Annotated in this window: 12 protein-coding genes and 1 tRNA gene; 6 read left to right on the top strand and 7 right to left on the bottom strand. The window is 71.2% G+C overall.

What is annotated here, in order from left to right:
* Window positions 1-2 precede the first annotated feature (2 nt).
* Genes crtI through idi form a run of 3 tightly spaced genes read right to left on the bottom strand, consistent with a single transcriptional unit; the run spans window position 3 to window position 2976 of the window.
* Window positions 3-1559: a phytoene desaturase family protein gene (crtI, locus tag OAW74_RS06445; RefSeq protein WP_262873482.1), complete on the bottom strand. Its 1557-nt coding sequence runs from the start codon at window positions 1557-1559 to the stop codon at window positions 3-5.
* Window positions 1559-2419, bottom strand: a complete 861-nt coding sequence (locus tag OAW74_RS06440; protein ID WP_262873481.1) for a phytoene/squalene synthase family protein — start codon at window positions 2417-2419, stop codon at window positions 1559-1561. The genes crtI and OAW74_RS06440 overlap by 1 nt, the downstream gene beginning before the upstream one ends.
* Window positions 2416-2976, bottom strand: a complete 561-nt coding sequence (gene idi / locus OAW74_RS06435) for an isopentenyl-diphosphate Delta-isomerase (RefSeq protein WP_262873480.1) — start codon at window positions 2974-2976, stop codon at window positions 2416-2418. Before idi ends, OAW74_RS06440 begins: the two co-directional genes overlap by 4 nt.
* A gap of 75 nt (window positions 2977-3051) precedes the next feature.
* Here idi and OAW74_RS06430 point away from each other — a divergent pair, with 75 nt between their 5' ends.
* The gene (locus OAW74_RS06430; protein WP_262873479.1) at window positions 3052-3525 is read left to right on the top strand and encodes a MarR family winged helix-turn-helix transcriptional regulator; all 474 of its coding nucleotides are present in this window, start codon (window positions 3052-3054) and stop codon (window positions 3523-3525) included.
* Window positions 3526-3602: 77 nt separating this feature from the next.
* Here the strand turns inward: OAW74_RS06430 and OAW74_RS06425 are convergent.
* A tRNA-Met gene (locus OAW74_RS06425) sits at window positions 3603-3676 on the bottom strand.
* Between the two features lie 105 nt (window positions 3677-3781).
* Between OAW74_RS06425 and OAW74_RS06420 the strand changes: the two genes are divergently transcribed.
* On the top strand, window positions 3782-4297 hold the full coding sequence (locus OAW74_RS06420) for a DUF6328 family protein (RefSeq protein ID WP_262873478.1): 516 nt from the start codon (window positions 3782-3784) through the stop codon (window positions 4295-4297).
* Window positions 4294-5112, top strand: a complete 819-nt coding sequence (locus tag OAW74_RS06415; protein ID WP_262873936.1) for a carbon-nitrogen hydrolase family protein — start codon at window positions 4294-4296, stop codon at window positions 5110-5112. Before OAW74_RS06420 ends, OAW74_RS06415 begins: the two co-directional genes overlap by 4 nt.
* 1 nt (window position 5113) lies before the next feature.
* On the opposite strand, the gene OAW74_RS06410 is transcribed toward OAW74_RS06415, so the two are convergent.
* Window positions 5114-6316, bottom strand: a complete 1203-nt coding sequence (locus tag OAW74_RS06410; RefSeq protein ID WP_262873477.1) for an aminotransferase class I/II-fold pyridoxal phosphate-dependent enzyme — start codon at window positions 6314-6316, stop codon at window positions 5114-5116.
* A gap of 116 nt (window positions 6317-6432) precedes the next feature.
* Here OAW74_RS06410 and OAW74_RS06405 point away from each other — a divergent pair, with 116 nt between their 5' ends.
* Genes OAW74_RS06405 through OAW74_RS06395 form a run of 3 tightly spaced genes read left to right on the top strand, consistent with a single transcriptional unit; the run spans window position 6433 to window position 10738 of the window.
* Complete coding sequence (locus OAW74_RS06405; RefSeq protein WP_262873476.1) at window positions 6433-8013, top strand: S1C family serine protease; 1581 nt, start codon at window positions 6433-6435, stop codon at window positions 8011-8013.
* Window positions 8014-8057: 44 nt separating this feature from the next.
* Window positions 8058-9305 (top strand): CDP-glycerol glycerophosphotransferase family protein, encoded by a 1248-nt coding sequence (locus tag OAW74_RS06400; protein WP_262873475.1) that lies wholly within the window; start codon window positions 8058-8060, stop codon window positions 9303-9305.
* Entirely contained in the window at window positions 9302-10738 is a 1437-nt protein-coding gene (locus OAW74_RS06395; RefSeq protein ID WP_262873474.1) for a CDP-glycerol glycerophosphotransferase family protein, read from the top strand. The genes OAW74_RS06400 and OAW74_RS06395 overlap by 4 nt, the downstream gene beginning before the upstream one ends.
* Before the next feature lie 4 nt (window positions 10739-10742).
* On the opposite strand, the gene OAW74_RS06390 is transcribed toward OAW74_RS06395, so the two are convergent.
* Both OAW74_RS06390 and OAW74_RS06385 read right to left on the bottom strand, forming a co-directional pair.
* On the bottom strand, window positions 10743-11825 hold the full coding sequence (locus OAW74_RS06390) for a glycosyltransferase family 2 protein (protein WP_262873473.1): 1083 nt from the start codon (window positions 11823-11825) through the stop codon (window positions 10743-10745).
* On the bottom strand, window positions 11822-14311 hold the full coding sequence (locus OAW74_RS06385; RefSeq protein WP_262873472.1) for a glycosyltransferase: 2490 nt from the start codon (window positions 14309-14311) through the stop codon (window positions 11822-11824). Before OAW74_RS06385 ends, OAW74_RS06390 begins: the two co-directional genes overlap by 4 nt.
* Window positions 14312-14355 lie beyond the last annotated feature (44 nt).

The following is a 14355-nucleotide window of genomic DNA, read 5'->3' as shown; positions in this document are numbered from 1 at the left end:
CCTCACGCCTCCGCTGTCATGCGGGCGGCGGGGCGTCCGCCCGCGAGCTCCGCGCGCACCAGCGTCGAGACGAGCTCGGCCGAGATGAGGCACATCGGCAGTCCGATTCCCGGCAGCGCCGATCCGCCGGCGAAGAAGAGGCAGTCGACCGATCGTGCACGGTTGCGGGGGCGCATCACGGCGCTCTGACGCAGCGTGTGCGCGAGCCCCAGCGCACTTCCGCGCCACGCATGCAGGTCGCTCGCGAGGTCCGTGGGAGTGATGACACGGCGCACCTCGATGCGCTCGGCGAGGTCCGGGACCGCGGTCCACTGCGCCAGCTGCGCGATCGCGCGGTCGGCGGCCGCTTCGGCCGCCGCGGATCCCTCGCCGTCGACGCCGCCCGCACCCAGTCCGAAGTCGGCGGGGATCGGGACGAGCACGAAGAGATTCTCGTGACCGGGCGGGGCGACGTCGGGGTCGCTCGCGCTCGGGCGGCAGACGTACATCGAGGCGGGGTCGGGCACCCTGCCGGGCTGCGCGAAGATGTCGTCGAAGTTCCGCCGCCAATCCCGCGTGAACAGCAGCGTGTGGTGCGCGAGCTCCGGCAGCTCGCCGCGCACACCCAAGAGCAGCAGCAGCGCCCCGGGTGCCGCGGTGCGTCGCCGCCACCAGCGCTCGGAGCGGTCACGGCTCCCCGCGGGCAGCAGAGTGGTGTCGGTGTGGTGCAGATCGGCCGCCGAGACGACGACGTCGGCGTCGATCGCCTCGCCTCCGGTCAGCACGACGCCGCGGGCGCGCCCGTCGCGCACGGCGATGCTCTCGACCTCGGCCCCCGTGCGCACGCGCACGCCGTGCAGCTGCGCTTGGCGCGCGACGGCGGCGATGACCTCTGCGAAGCCGCCGCGGGGGTACTGCACGCCCTGCTCGAGATCGAGGTGGCTCATGAGGTGGTAGAGCGCCGGCACGCGCGAGGGTGATCCGCCCAGGAACACGGCCGGGTACCCGAGGATCTGGCGCAGAAGCGGATCCCGGAATCGAGACGCGACGTGGCGCTGAAGCGATCGGGTCAGCAGCGGGGCGAGGGCGGGCAGCCGCCGCAGGAGCTCGCGATCGCGCAGCCCCGCGGTGTCGGCATACGGGTCGTAGAGGAACCGGTCGACGGCGAGGGCGTAGGCCTCGGCAGCCGAGTCGAGGTAGTCGTGCAGAGCGGCACCTGCGCCCCGCTCGCGCTGCTCGAAGAGGGCTGCCGCCGCATCCCGGCCTCGGGGCACGTCGAACGGAGTCGGTTCCCCCTCGGCGTAGACGCGGTAGCCGGGGTCGAGCGTCGTGAGGTCGAGCTCGGCGGCCGCCGTCGTTCCGCACAGCCGGAAGAAGCGGTCGAACACCTCCGGCATGAGGTACCACGACGGCCCGGTGTCGAAGCGGTAGCCGCCGGCCGACCAAGACCCGGCGCGCCCACCCACCTCTGGCTGCTTCTCGACGAGCGTCACGTCCCACCCGTCGCGGGCGAGCAGCGCAGCGCTGGCGAGGCCGGCGATGCCGCCCCCCACGACGACCGCCGTGCGCGGGCCGCGCATCAGCTCGTCCTCCGCGGGGCGAAGCCCAGCCAGGCGCGGGCGACGATCGCCGCCTTTACCGCGTCTGGCACGCGCACGCGCTCGGAGCCCGGTCGCTCCCGCAGGCGGCGCGACAGCTCGGCGAACAGGTCGTGGGCGGCGGTGACCGCCCGTCGGCAGTCGTCGGGGAGCTCGGCGACGGCGAGCGACGCCGCGGCGAGGTCGGCGTCGATGCGGTCCAGCACCGCCGTGCGGCCGTCAGTCGAGTCCACGGCGAGATAGTCGCGGCCGAGTCGGTCGCGATCCTGAGCGATGTCGCGAAGGAAGTTGACGTCTTGAAAGGCGCGGCCGAGCCGGCGCGCGCCCTCTTCGAGCAGAGCATCGGGCGGGGCGGGCTGCGCCCTTCCGGCGTTGCGGAACGCCTTCAGGCACATGAGTCCGACCACCTCGGCCGAGCCGTACACGTAGTCGTCGTGCGAGGTGCGGTCGTGCACTGAGACATCGAGGTCGGTGCGCATCGCGCGGAAGAACGGCATGATGAGCTCCGGCCCGATGTCGCACGTGCGCGCCGTGCGGGCGAACGCGTGCACGATGAGGTTGCCGCTGAAGCCGCTCGAGACGGCGGACAGTGTCTCGGCCTCCAGCTCGTCGAGCACCTCCCGCTGGGCGGCCGGCGCGAGGCCCGCCCCGGCCGCCGAACCGTCGACGATCTCGTCGGCGACCCTGACGAGTGCGTAGATCGAGCGGATGTCGACCCGCACGCGCCGACCGAGCAGCCGGCAGGCCAGGGCGAATGAGGTCGAGTACTCGCCGATGACGACGGCGGCGGCGTGCTGCGCAGCGCGGTCGAACTGGGCGAGCGGCTCTCGTGCGGCGGTCATGAACGCGCAGTGGTGCCGGTCGGGCCGAACAGGTGCAGCTGCTGGGCCTGCAGCACGAGCCACGGGCTGAACGCCCATGGCGTGGCCTCGAGCGCATCGGCGAGATCCTGCGGAGCCACCCAGCGCACCTCCGCGACCTCACGCGGATCGGGCGACGGCGTCTGCGACGTCGTGGCGATGTACACGGGGCAGATCTCGTGCTCGACCATGCCCGCGGCGTCTACGGCGCGGTAGCGGAAGAGGGGGAGTGCGACCTCCACTCTGTCGAGCGTCAGACCCAGTTCCTGCTCTGCGCGGCGGTGCACGGCGTGGATCACCGGCTCCGCCGGCCGCGGGTGACCGCAGAACGCGTTGGTCCACACCCCTGGCCATGTCGCCTTCTCGAGCGCACGCCTGGTGACCAGCACCTCGCCCGCCTCGTTGCGCACATGACAGGAGAAAGCCAGATGCAGCGCGGTGTCGCTACCGTGGACAGTGGACTTGGGCGCAGTGCCGATCTCGCGGCCCTCGTCGTCGACGAGTACGACGAGTTCGGTGTCGGTCAGCGTTTCGCTCATCGAGTCCCCTCAATTGCTAGTTTGTCTAGCGAATCCCTGCGATCGATGCTACGCATGAGAGGAGGAAGTGTCTACGTGTCAGACAGATGGGTTCCCGCCACACCGCAGGAGCAGTCCGCGATGGACGTGCTCGCGGGCGTGCGCGCCTTCAGCGACGCGATGGAGCGCATGCACAGCGGCATGAAGGGCGACATGGACATGAATGCGACCGACGTCGCCGCTCTCCGTCTCATGATCATGCGCGAGCAGCAGGGAAGAGCAGTCAGCCCGCACGAGGTCGCCAAACACCTGCGCATCTCGACCGCCTCGACGACGAAGCTGCTCGATCGGCTCACCGCTTCGGGCCACCTGCGCAGGCAGCCGCATCCGCTCGATCGTCGCGCGCGCATCGTCGTGCTCACCGACGAAGCGCGCACAGCCTTCTATCGGCATTTCGGCGCACGCCTCGGGGCGATGCGCGGCGTCGTGATGCAGTACGACGAGCAGGAGCTCGACGTGATCGCCCGGTTCCTGAGCGAAATGGGAACCGCCATGGACCCCGACGTCTGAGGGGACGAGCGCCCTGTGCGGGCACATTCCGGCGAAGGCGAAGGCCCCGGAAGCGATGCTTCCGGGGCCTTCATTTGTTGCGGGGACAGGATTTGAACCTGCGACCTCTGGGTTATGAGCCCAGCGAGCTACCGAGCTGCTCCACCCCGCGGCACAAGTAAAGAGCCTAGCACGGATTCGAAGCGGGTCGCACCACGGCGTCGGCTCTCCGCCGTCGCGGTTGCCGTCACCGCCGCCGCACGGCGAAGATGACTGCATGCCCCCGGTTCGCGACGCCGACAACGGCGATGACCTGCGGGACGGCCGCGACGAGTCTCCGGCCGAACGTGCCGACCGCAACTGGAACGACGTGCTGCAGGAGCTGCGCGTGCTGCAGACGGGAAGTCAGATCCTCACGGGCTTCCTGCTCGCCCTCGCTTTCCAGCCCGCGTTCGGCGACCTCGATGCGTCGCAGTCGACGCTGTACCTCGTGCTGGTGGTGCTCGCCGCACTCAGTTCGATCCTGGCGCTGGCCCCTGTCGCGCTCCATCGGATGCTGTTCCGCCGCCGCGCGAAGCCCCAGGTCGTCGCCTACGGGCACGCCGCTCTCGTCACGGTGCTGGTGACGGTCGCGCTTCTGGTCGTCGGCGTCGTCGCCTTCGTCTTCGACGTCGTGCTCGATGCGGGCGCGGCGTGGATCATCGTGATCGCGCTGTCGGCTGTCATCGTGCTGCTGTGGATCGCCGCACCTGTCGTCGTTCGCGCGCGCCATTCAACCGGGAGGCCGCTGTGAGCCGCGCGGGCGATGCGCTGAACCTCGCGGTCGCGCAGTTCGCGCCGATCGCGGATCGCGCCGCGAATCTCGCCGCGATCGATGCGCTCGTCGCGGCAGCGGCCGCGCGCGGCGCTCGTCTCGTGCTGCTGCCGGAATATGCGAGCTACTTCGTCGATCCTTTCGACGCGTCACTGGCCGCGAACGCCGAGCCCGTGTCCGGCCCCTTCTCGGCGGCTCTGCAGCGCATGGCCGAGCACCATGGCGTGCACGTGGTGGCGGGACTTCTCGAAAGCGGCTCGGACGGCCGCGTCAGAAACGCGGCCGTCGCGGTGGACGCCTCGGGTGTGGTCGCTGTGTACCGCAAGCAGCACCTGTACGACGCATTCGGCCAGCGAGAGTCGGACTGGGTGGAGCCCGGCACACTCGAAGCCCCGCAGACCTTCGTCGTGGAGGGACTGCGCTTCGGGCTCATGACCTGTTACGACCTGCGCTTTCCGGAGTCGGCCCGCGTGCTGGCCGACGCAGGGGCCGACGTGCTGCTCGTTCCGGCAGAGTGGGTGCGCGGCCCGCTCAAGGAGCAGCATTGGCGCACCCTGCTGCAGGCGAGGGCCATCGAGAACACGGTCTACGTGGCAGCGGCCGACCACCCGCCGCCGCTGGGGGTGGGGCTGTCGGCGATCATCGATCCGCGCGGTGTGCAGGTGGCGGGCGCGGGCACCGGCACGGAAGTGGCGGTGGGGCAGGTCGATCGCGCCGTCGTCGAGGACGTGCGGCGCGTCAACCCCGCACTGCAGCTGCGTCGCTATGACGTGGTGCCGCGCGCTGCCGGGTGAGTCAGGCGCCCAGCGCCGCCAGCCGACGTGACGCCTCCGCCAGCACGTCGTGCTTCTTGCACGCGGCGAAGCGCACGAGCGTCGCGTAGTCGCCGCGGTGCGCGGGCGTCACGAAGGCCGTGAGGGGGATCGCGACGACACCGGCGCGTCGGGGGAGCGCGCGGCAGAAAGCCGCAGCATCCGTCGCGCCGCACCCTGCGGCGTCCGCGACGGTGAAGTAGCCGCCGCCCGCGATCGAGACAGGCAGACCGGCGGCGCGCAGTCCGGCAACGAGCAGATCGCGTTTGGCGGCGAGGGTCTGCGCGATGCCCGTGAAGAACGCGTCGGGAAGAGCGAGCCCCGCGGCGATGGCCGGCTGGAACGGCGAGCCGTTGACGTAGGTGAGGAACTGCTTGACGGTGAGCACAGCGTCGATCAGCGCGGAGGGGCCGGTCACCCACCCGATCTTCCAGCCGGTCGTCGAGAAGGTCTTTCCCGCCGACGAGATGGTGAGGGTGCGTTCGGCCGCGCCGTCGTGAGTGGCGATCGGCACGTGCGGTCCGTCGAAGACGAGGTGCTCGTAGACCTCGTCGGTGACGATGATCGCGTCGTGGCGTTCGGCCAGCCGGACGATCTCGCTGCGCACCTCTGGGGCGAACACGGCACCGGTGGGGTTGTGCGGGTCGTTGACGAGGATGATCCTCGTGCGATCGGTGACGGCGTCGCGCAGGCGCTCGAGGTCGGGCTGGAAGTCCGGCCAGCGGAGCGCCACCGTGACGAGGCGGGCGCCCGCGAGCGCGACGATCGCGGCGTAGGCATCGTAGAAGGGCTCGAAGACCACGACCTCGTCGTCTGGGCCGTCGATGAGCGCCAGCAGCGTGGCGGCCAGTGCCTCGGTCGCGCCGGCCGTCACGAGCACCTCCCGGCCAGGGTCGGGCGCGAGGTCGTAGAAGCGCCGCTGGTGCGCGGCGATCGCCTCGAGCAGCACGGCGTCGCCGCGCCCTGGCGGGTATTGATTGGCACCGTCGGCGATCGCGGTCCTTGCCGCCTCGAGCACGACGGCCGGCCCGTCCTCGTCGGGGAAGCCCTGGCCCAGATTGAGGGCGCCGGTCTGCGCCGCGAGGGCCGACATCTCGGCGAAGATGGTGGGATGGGATCGACCGTCGCCATCGAGCAGGCCCGCGCCTGCGGCCGTGCGGCGCCACGCGCCGGGAAGATCGGACATCGTCGACACGTTACTCGACGTCTGCGCAGTCAGCGCATAGTCGAGTCCCGGCGCGACCATAAGAAACGCACAGCATCGCCGACCAAGGTGGATCCTGCTTGGAAGAAGGAGCAACGATGAGCGACACCCAGGGCGAGCGTCCCGAGAACACCTCGACGCCCGCGTCGACCCCCGACGACGCTGCGGCGGCGTCTCAGCCTCCCGCAGCGGCGAACCCGACACCCCAGAACCCGACGGCCCAGAATCCGACGGCCCAGAATCCGACGGCCCAGGGTCAGCCCGTTCCTCCGCGTCCGCCGCTGCCGACCGCCACCGGCGGCTGGCAGCAGGGCACTCAGCCGACCCTGCCCTACGGCACCCCGCGCCCTCCCGCCTATGCCGGCCAACCCCCCTACGGCGCCGCGTCGCAGACCCAGCCGACGCTGCCCCTGGGCGGATTCGGCCAGCCGGTCGGCGGCACCGCTCCGACGGTCACCACCGCTCCCGCGGCCGAGAAGAAGTCCGGCGCGGGCAAGGTGGTGGGACTCCTCGTCGCTGCGGCGCTCGTCGGCGGCGCGGCGGGACTGGGCGGAGCCTATGCCGGAGTCAACGTGTTCGGCCAGACCACCTCGACGGCGGCCTCCGGGCCCACGACGGTCACGGTCAACGACACCGACTCGGTCAATCAGACCACCGCCATCGCGGCGAAGGTCGTGCCGAGCGTCGTCACGATCTCGGCCAGCAGCGGCAGCAGCGGCGGCACCGGTTCGGGTGTCGTGCTCACCAGCGACGGCTACGTGCTGACGAACACGCACGTCGTCACGCTCGACGGCGCGACCGGCAGTGCCACGATCAGCGTCACCACGTCGGACGGCAAGGTCTACGACGCGACCGTCGTCGGCACCGACCCGACCTACGATCTGGCGGTCATCAAGCTCGAGGGCGCGACCGACATGACGCCCATCGAATGGGCCGACTCGTCTGCGCTGAACGTCGGCGACGAGACGGTGGCCGTCGGCGCCCCCCTCGGCCTGTCGAACACGGTGACCACGGGCATCGTCAGCGCCCTGAACCGTTCGATCGAGATCGCCTCGTCCGCCGCTCCCGACTCGGCCGACAGCGACAGCGATTCCGGCCAGGGCGGTGAGAGCGGCGACTCGCCGTTCTTCTTCGACTTCGGCGACGGTCAGAGCCAGCAGTCGACCTCGGAGACGATCAAGATCGCGGTGATCCAGACGGATGCGGCCATCAACCCCGGAAACTCGGGCGGCGCACTGGTCGACAGCGAGGGCAAGCTCATCGGCATCAACGTCGCGATCGCGTCGGCGAGCGACTCGTCGTCCGGCCAGTCCGGATCGATCGGCGTCGGCTTCTCGATCCCGTCGAACATCGCCAAGCGTGTGAGCGACGAGCTCATCGCCGACGGCGCGGCCACCCACGGCCTTCTCGGCGCGAACGTCATGTCGGCGGCATCCGTCGAGGGCACCGAGATCACCGGCGCCTACATCGACGAGGCCGTCGCCGGCGGCGCGGCCGCCGCGGCGGGCCTGCAGAAGGGCGACATCATCACGGTGTTCAACGGCGTGCCGATCACCGACTCGGTCGACCTCACGGCGCAGGTGCGCGCCGCTGCCGCAGGCAGCGAGGCGACGCTGACCTACGTGCGCGATGGCGAGAGCCACGACGCGACGGTGACCCTGGGCACGCTCGAGCAGTAGCCCCCGGCACGGAGCACGACGCCACCCCGCGATAGGCTCGCGGGGTGGCGTCATTCTCGTTCGGTGCCGGCAATGCGAGCAAGCTGCTGAGCATCCCGCTGTACGCCGCGGGCCGCCTCGCGACCCTTCTGATCCCTCGCAGCGACGACCGCTGGGTGTTCGGCTGCGGTGCGGGGATCGGCGACGGTGCACTGGCCCTGTGGGAGCACGCCGCCGGCCGTCACGACATGGTCTGGCTCACCGGCTCCGCGCGCGACGAGGCGGATGCGCGCGCGAGGGGCATCCCGACCCTTCCCAAGACGTCGCTGCGCGGGTTCTGGCGCACGGCCCGCGCGCGCGTGGTGGTCGTGACCCATGGCTTCGGCGACGTCAACCGGTATGCCGTGTCGGGCGCACTCGTCGTGCAGTTGTGGCACGGGATCCCGCTCAAGCGCATCGGGCTGGACTCGCCCGAGACGCTGCGCAGCAGCATCCTGCCGGGGTCCGCGCTCGTGCGCCGCGTGCTGGGCGAGATGTACCGCTCGGCGACGCGGCGCATCGCGGTGCTGCCGGCGGCCTCCGATCTTGCGCGGGGCCGTCTGGAATCCGCGTTCGCACTGCCGGACGCACGCGTGCCGGTCACGGGGGAGCCCCGCGTCGACGTGCTCTCGCGCGCCACGGCGCCAGAGCGCCGCGCGGCGGCGCGGGCGGAGCTCACGCGTCTGGTCGGTCCTGTCCCCGACGACACCCGCGCCGTGCTGTACGCGCCGACGTGGCGCGACGGCGACTCCGACCCGGCCGTGCCGACGCCCGCGCAGTGGAGCCGCATCGTGGACGTGCTCGATCGGCACGACGCGATGCTGTTCGTGAGATCGCATCCTCTGGGCGCGGGTGACTACGAGCCGCCCGCGGCGACGTCACGCGTGCGGGGCCTGTCGAGCGATCTCGTCCGCGACATCACGCCGCTGCTGCCGGCGATGGACGTGCTCGTGACCGACTACTCGTCGCTCGTCTTCGATACCTCGCTGGTGCCGCTGCCGGTGGTCTTCCTCGCGCCGGATGCCGACGAGTACGGTGTGCGCCGGGGGTTCTACGGCCGCTACCGCGATGTCGCGGGCGAGAAGTGGGCGACCGACTGGGAGGAGGCCGCGGTGCAGCTGGCGGCGGTGCTGGGCGACGAATCGACGCGCGAGCGCGCACTGGCGCGGGCGCGCGAACTCGATGCGCGTGTGCACGCCTTCCGCGACGGCGGCAGCACGGAGCGGGTCTATCGCGTCGTGCTGCACCTGCTGCGGCGGGAGCCTGCCGCATGATCGGAACGCGCTTCGACATCGACCACGACCTGCTGGTGGTGACGGGTACGGGTACGCCGCCGGCGCGCGTGCGCCTCGAAGGTCCGCGCGCGCAGACCGAGGGTGTCGTGCGCGCGAGCGCCGAGGGGTGGACCGCAGACCTGCCCCTGCGCGCGGCACGGTGGGGCGGTGCGCTGCTGCCGCTCCCGTCCGGCGGGTACCGGATCGTCGCCGACGGCGAGCCTCTCTCCGCCCTCGCCCCCGCTCCGCTCACCCGGTTCGAACAACTGCGGGCCGGGATCGCCGACGACATCGTGCGGATCGGGCCTCCCGTGGACCCCGCCTACGACTCCGGTGAGGCCCAGGACGCCCTCGAGCGGCGCTATGCGACGGGAAGCGCGGAGCTCGAGAACGCCGTCTTCTTCGAGAGCTTCTACGGGCGATCCGCCGGGTGCAATCCCCTCGCGATCGACCGCGAGCTGGCCAGGCGCGCTCCCGGCGTCACCCGGTACTGGAGCGTCACCGATCTGTCGGTCGGCGTGCCGGAGGGCGCGGTGGCGGTCGTCGAGGGAAGCCCGCAGTGGTGGCGCGCTCGGGGCGCTGCGCGCCTGCTGGTGGTCAATGACTGGCTGCGCCGACGGTTCGCCCGCAGGCCGGGGCAGGTGGTGGTGCAGACGTGGCACGGCACTCCGCTCAAGCGCCTCGCGCTGCACCGTCCGGGTTTCGCGCTGCGGCGTGCGGGGGCTGTGATCAAGGAGTCGCGACGGTGGAACGTGCTGCTCGCGCAGAACCCGTACGCGGCGCGCATCCTGAGCCGTGCGTACGCGTTCGGCCGGCGACCCGTCTGGGTCGAGGGCTACCCCCGCAACGACGTGCTGGTCACCGGCGACCCGGCGGCCGCGCGGCAGACGCTGGGGATCCCTGCGGGCGAACGCGTGCTGCTGTACGCGCCGACGTGGCGTGACGACCGGGAGCAGATCGTCGACTTCGTCGACCCGGCGGCCCTCGCCGCGGCGACCGATGCCACCGTGCTGGTGCGCGGACACTCGCGCACCCTGCTGCCGGGGAGCGACGCCACGGGCGCGAGGGTGATCGATGTGACCGGCTACCCCGATATGGCGCAACTGCTGCTGGCGGCCGACGTGCTCGTCACCGACTACTCGTCGGTGATGTTCGACTTCAGCGTGACGGGCAAGCCGATGATCTTCCTCGTGCCCGATCTCGAGCACTACCGGGGGGAGCTGCGCGGGTTCTACTTCGACCTCGTCGCGCACGCACCCGGCCCCGTCGTGCACACGCAGGAGCAGCTCGAAGACGTGCTGCGTGCCCCTTTCGCCGACGAGTTCGCCCCGCGCTATGCGCAGTGGCGCCGCCGATTCAACGCGCGCGACGACGGCCATGCGGCAGAGCGGGTCGTCTCGCGCATCCTCGACCAGGGGTTCGTCCGGGCCTGATCGCTCACGGAAGCGGCGTATTGCGCACGAGGCGCGACGTGTCGACGCTGTCGTGTGCTCCGCGTGCCGCCCCGAGAAGGAATCCCGCGCCCCACGACAGGTGCATCGTCGGCAGCACCGCGAGGGTCCATCCCTTGTCCCGCCATCCGCGCCCTCCGCCCGTGCCGACGGCGACGCCGATCACCAGCACCGCGTACGCGGCGACGGGCAGATGGGCCAGCGACGCCAGGAGCGACCAGCCGCCCTCGATGACGCCGGCCAGCTGCAGCGCCCAGACGACGAGGCTGAGCACCACCGCCAGCACGAGGGCGGGCGGGGCGAAGAAGCGCAGGGCGTTGCGTCTGCCGAACCGGCGCACGAGCTCGCCGCGCCACTGGCCCGTCGCGAAGAACTGCCGTGCGAGCCGCGGCCAGCTCTCGCGCGGCCAGTAGGTCACCGACAGCGCGGGATCGAACCAGACCCGGTAGCCGGCAGAGCGGATGCGGAGGTTCAGCTCCCAGTCCTCGCCGCGGCGGATCGATTCGTCGAACATCCCCACCTCCTCGAGCACGGCCCGTCGCATGACTCCCAGATACGCGGATTCGGCGGGGCCGGCCGCATGGCCGCCGTGATAGGCGCCGCCGCCCAGTCCGATCGGCGAGTTGTACGCGCGGGCGACGGCGCGCTGGAACGGAGTGCGGCCGTCGGCGCGCATGACGCCGCCGACGTTGGCGGCCCGTTCGCGGTCGAGCACCGCGACGGCGGCCCTCGCGTAGTCCGCTTCGAGCTCGGAGTGCGCATCCACGCGCACGACCGTCGGATGCGACGAGGCGCGGATGGCGAGGTTGAGCCCGACCGGGATGTCGGCTGCGGGATTGTCGACGAGGCGGATGCGATGATCCTCCGCCGCGAGGCGCTCGGCGAGCTCGGTGGTGCCGTCGTGGGAGGGGCCGAGCGCGAGCACGAGCTCTGACGGTCCGTCGACCCGCTGCGCCAGCACGGTGCGTACGGCGCGCTCGAGGTAGTCGCGTTCGTTCAGCACGGGCATGACGAAGCTCACCCCCGACCCGGCGGGCGGCACGGGGGCATCCCTGCCGGGGTCTGTCATGACGAGCGCGGCGGGATGAGCGCGGCGAACTGCCCGCGGGTGGCCGCGACGTACTGCGCGATGTCGATCGTGCTGGGGGCGACGTCGCCGCGCAGGAACGCGCGCATCCCCTCCGCCAGTGCGGTGTCGTCCTTGTCCACGATGAGCATCGTCTCACCCGGGAGCGCGCCGCGCGCGGAGGCGAAGGCGGTCGTCACGATCGACAGCTCGCATTGCGCCGCCTCGAGAAGAACCATCGGCTGACCCTCGTATTCGCTCGAGAGCACGAAGCAGTCGCACGCGTCCATGATCCCGATGGGGTTGTGCTGGGCGCCGGTCAGGAAGACCGCGTGCCCGAGGCCCGCTGCGGCGATCTGTGCGCGCAGCTCAGCCTCGAGCGGGCCGCCGCCGACGATGAACAGCTGAGTGCCGGGGTGGTCGGCGTGCACGTCGGCGAAAGCTCTGATCAGGCGTGCGTGGTTCTTCTCGGTCGACAGGCGCCCCACCGAGACGAATCGGCGCACCGTGCGCGTGTCGCCGGTCAGCGCCCGCAGCCAATCGGGCTCGGGTTCGCCTTCTGCCACCTCGTCGGCGACGGCGCCCTCCCGACGCAACTGGGCGAACCTGCCCTGGTCGGGGAGGTTGCGCACAGTGTGGAAGTGGTACTTCGGAGCGAACTCGGCGAGCTCCTCCCGGTTGAGGGCGGTGAGGTGCTCCGACACCGAGACGAGCTGATCGTAGGTGCGGTACATGCTGAAGACGCGCCCGAGGCTGCGCCGGTGCGGCTGCCTGCCGCCCACCTTGCGCTCGCGGTCTGCGGCCATCTCGTTGTGCAGCCAGATGGCGCGCACGGCGCTGGGGGAGTGCAGCATGAGATGCGCCCAGAACGGGCTGTACCCGCTGAAGTCGGCGATCCAGTCGAACCGCGCTGCGCCGAAGATGCGCGACCACTCGTCCTGCCAGAGCCTGCCGTGACCGGCATGGGCATGCGCACGGAGCGGATCTGTGCTGCGGTCGTCCAGTCGCCGCAGCACCTGACGGTACTTCGGGCCGTTCATGCCGCCGATGCGGAACACCTGTCGCACCCGAGGGTCGATCCGCTCCTGGTTCAGGCGCGTCACGGCTCCGCGGGGCAGCGCCATGAGCACGGTGACGTCGTAGCGGTCCGGGTCGATCGTGTTCACGAGGTTCACGGCCGAACTCGTGATGCCGTTCAGTCGCATCCCGCCGAGGTACAGCAGCAGGCGGGGGCGGTCGTCGCTGGCGGCGCGGCGCACCCGGTGGCCCTCCGTGCGCCCGCGGAACACGACGTCGATCACCCGCGCGGTGGCGGAGCCGTCGTCGAAGGGCACGAATCGCTGCGCCCACTCGATGTAGCGCGGATGCTGCGGATCCTCCCCGTTCAGGAGGCCGCGCAGCCGTCGGCCGAGCACGGAGGCGTCGCGCTCCACCGGGCCGGGGAGCTCATCGAGGCTCATGTACGTGCCGCGCTGCGCCTCGTACTCGGCGTCGTCCGGCACGAGGAAGCCGATCGGGCGACCCGTCGCGAGGTAATCGAAGAAGATCGACGAGTAGTCCGTGACGAGGGCGTCGGCCGCGCCGAGCAGCACATTGGAGGGGATCGAGTTCGGAACGAGCACGTCGCGCAGCGCCGGCACCCGCGCGGCGAGGTCATGGACGACCTGGTGGGTCTTCAGCAGCACCTGCACGCCGTCGCCGAGCTCGCTGCGCAGGCTCGCGACCTGCGCCGCGAGCCGCTCGAGGTCGGCATCGGGCGACGCGAACGACGCGCCACGCCAGGTCGGCGCGAACAGCACGATGCGATCGTCCGCCAGTTCGGCGCCGAGACGGGCGGACAGCACGGAGCGAAGAGCGCGGGAATCGGCATCCGTCAGTCGCTGGCGGTCGATGCGGGGGTAGCCCTCCTCGACGATCAGCCCCTGATAGAGATTGCGCAGCTGGTAGGCCCCTTCGTACATGGTCTCGGCCATGAACGGGTTGGCTGCCAGCAGGAAGTCGGCCGAGAGGAAGTTGCGCAGCGTGTTCGCGGACTCCCAGGCGCCCCCGGGCATATCGAAGCCCATCAGCTTGAGCGGTGTGCCGTGCCAGGTGTTGACGTACACCTGGCCTCGGCGCTTTCCGAACTGCGGCGGGAAGGTCGCGTTGTTGATCAGGTAGCGCGCCGTCGACAGCGCTTCCCAGTAGTCCGCACTGTCGCGTTCGACGAAGGTCACGTTCTCGGCGCCGGCGAACTCGGCCCGCAGCTCGTCTGCCGTACCCGGTCGCACCGCCCACACGTGCGAGAGGTCGGTGAAGTCCGGATCGGCCAGGAGCCCGCGGAAGATCGCCTCGGGGTTGCACAGCGCGCCGTTGCCGCCGAACGACTCGTAGAGCACGGTGCGGGGCCGGATCGCGCGGGTGCGCGCGGCTGCCAGGCGCTCCGACTTCGCGGTGCGCGCCAGGATCCTGAGCGGGCGGGCGAGGGCCGAGGGGAGAGGAAGAGGCATGAAGAGTGGATGGGTCCTGTCTGAGCTGCGATCAGTCGGTTCGC

It is taken from the genome of Microbacterium fluvii, from assembly GCF_025515205.1.
Taxonomy (GTDB): Bacteria; Actinomycetota; Actinomycetes; order Actinomycetales; family Microbacteriaceae; genus Microbacterium; species Microbacterium fluvii.
Note: the sequence above shows the minus strand (reverse complement) of the source record. Positions and strands in the feature narration are given on the sequence as shown.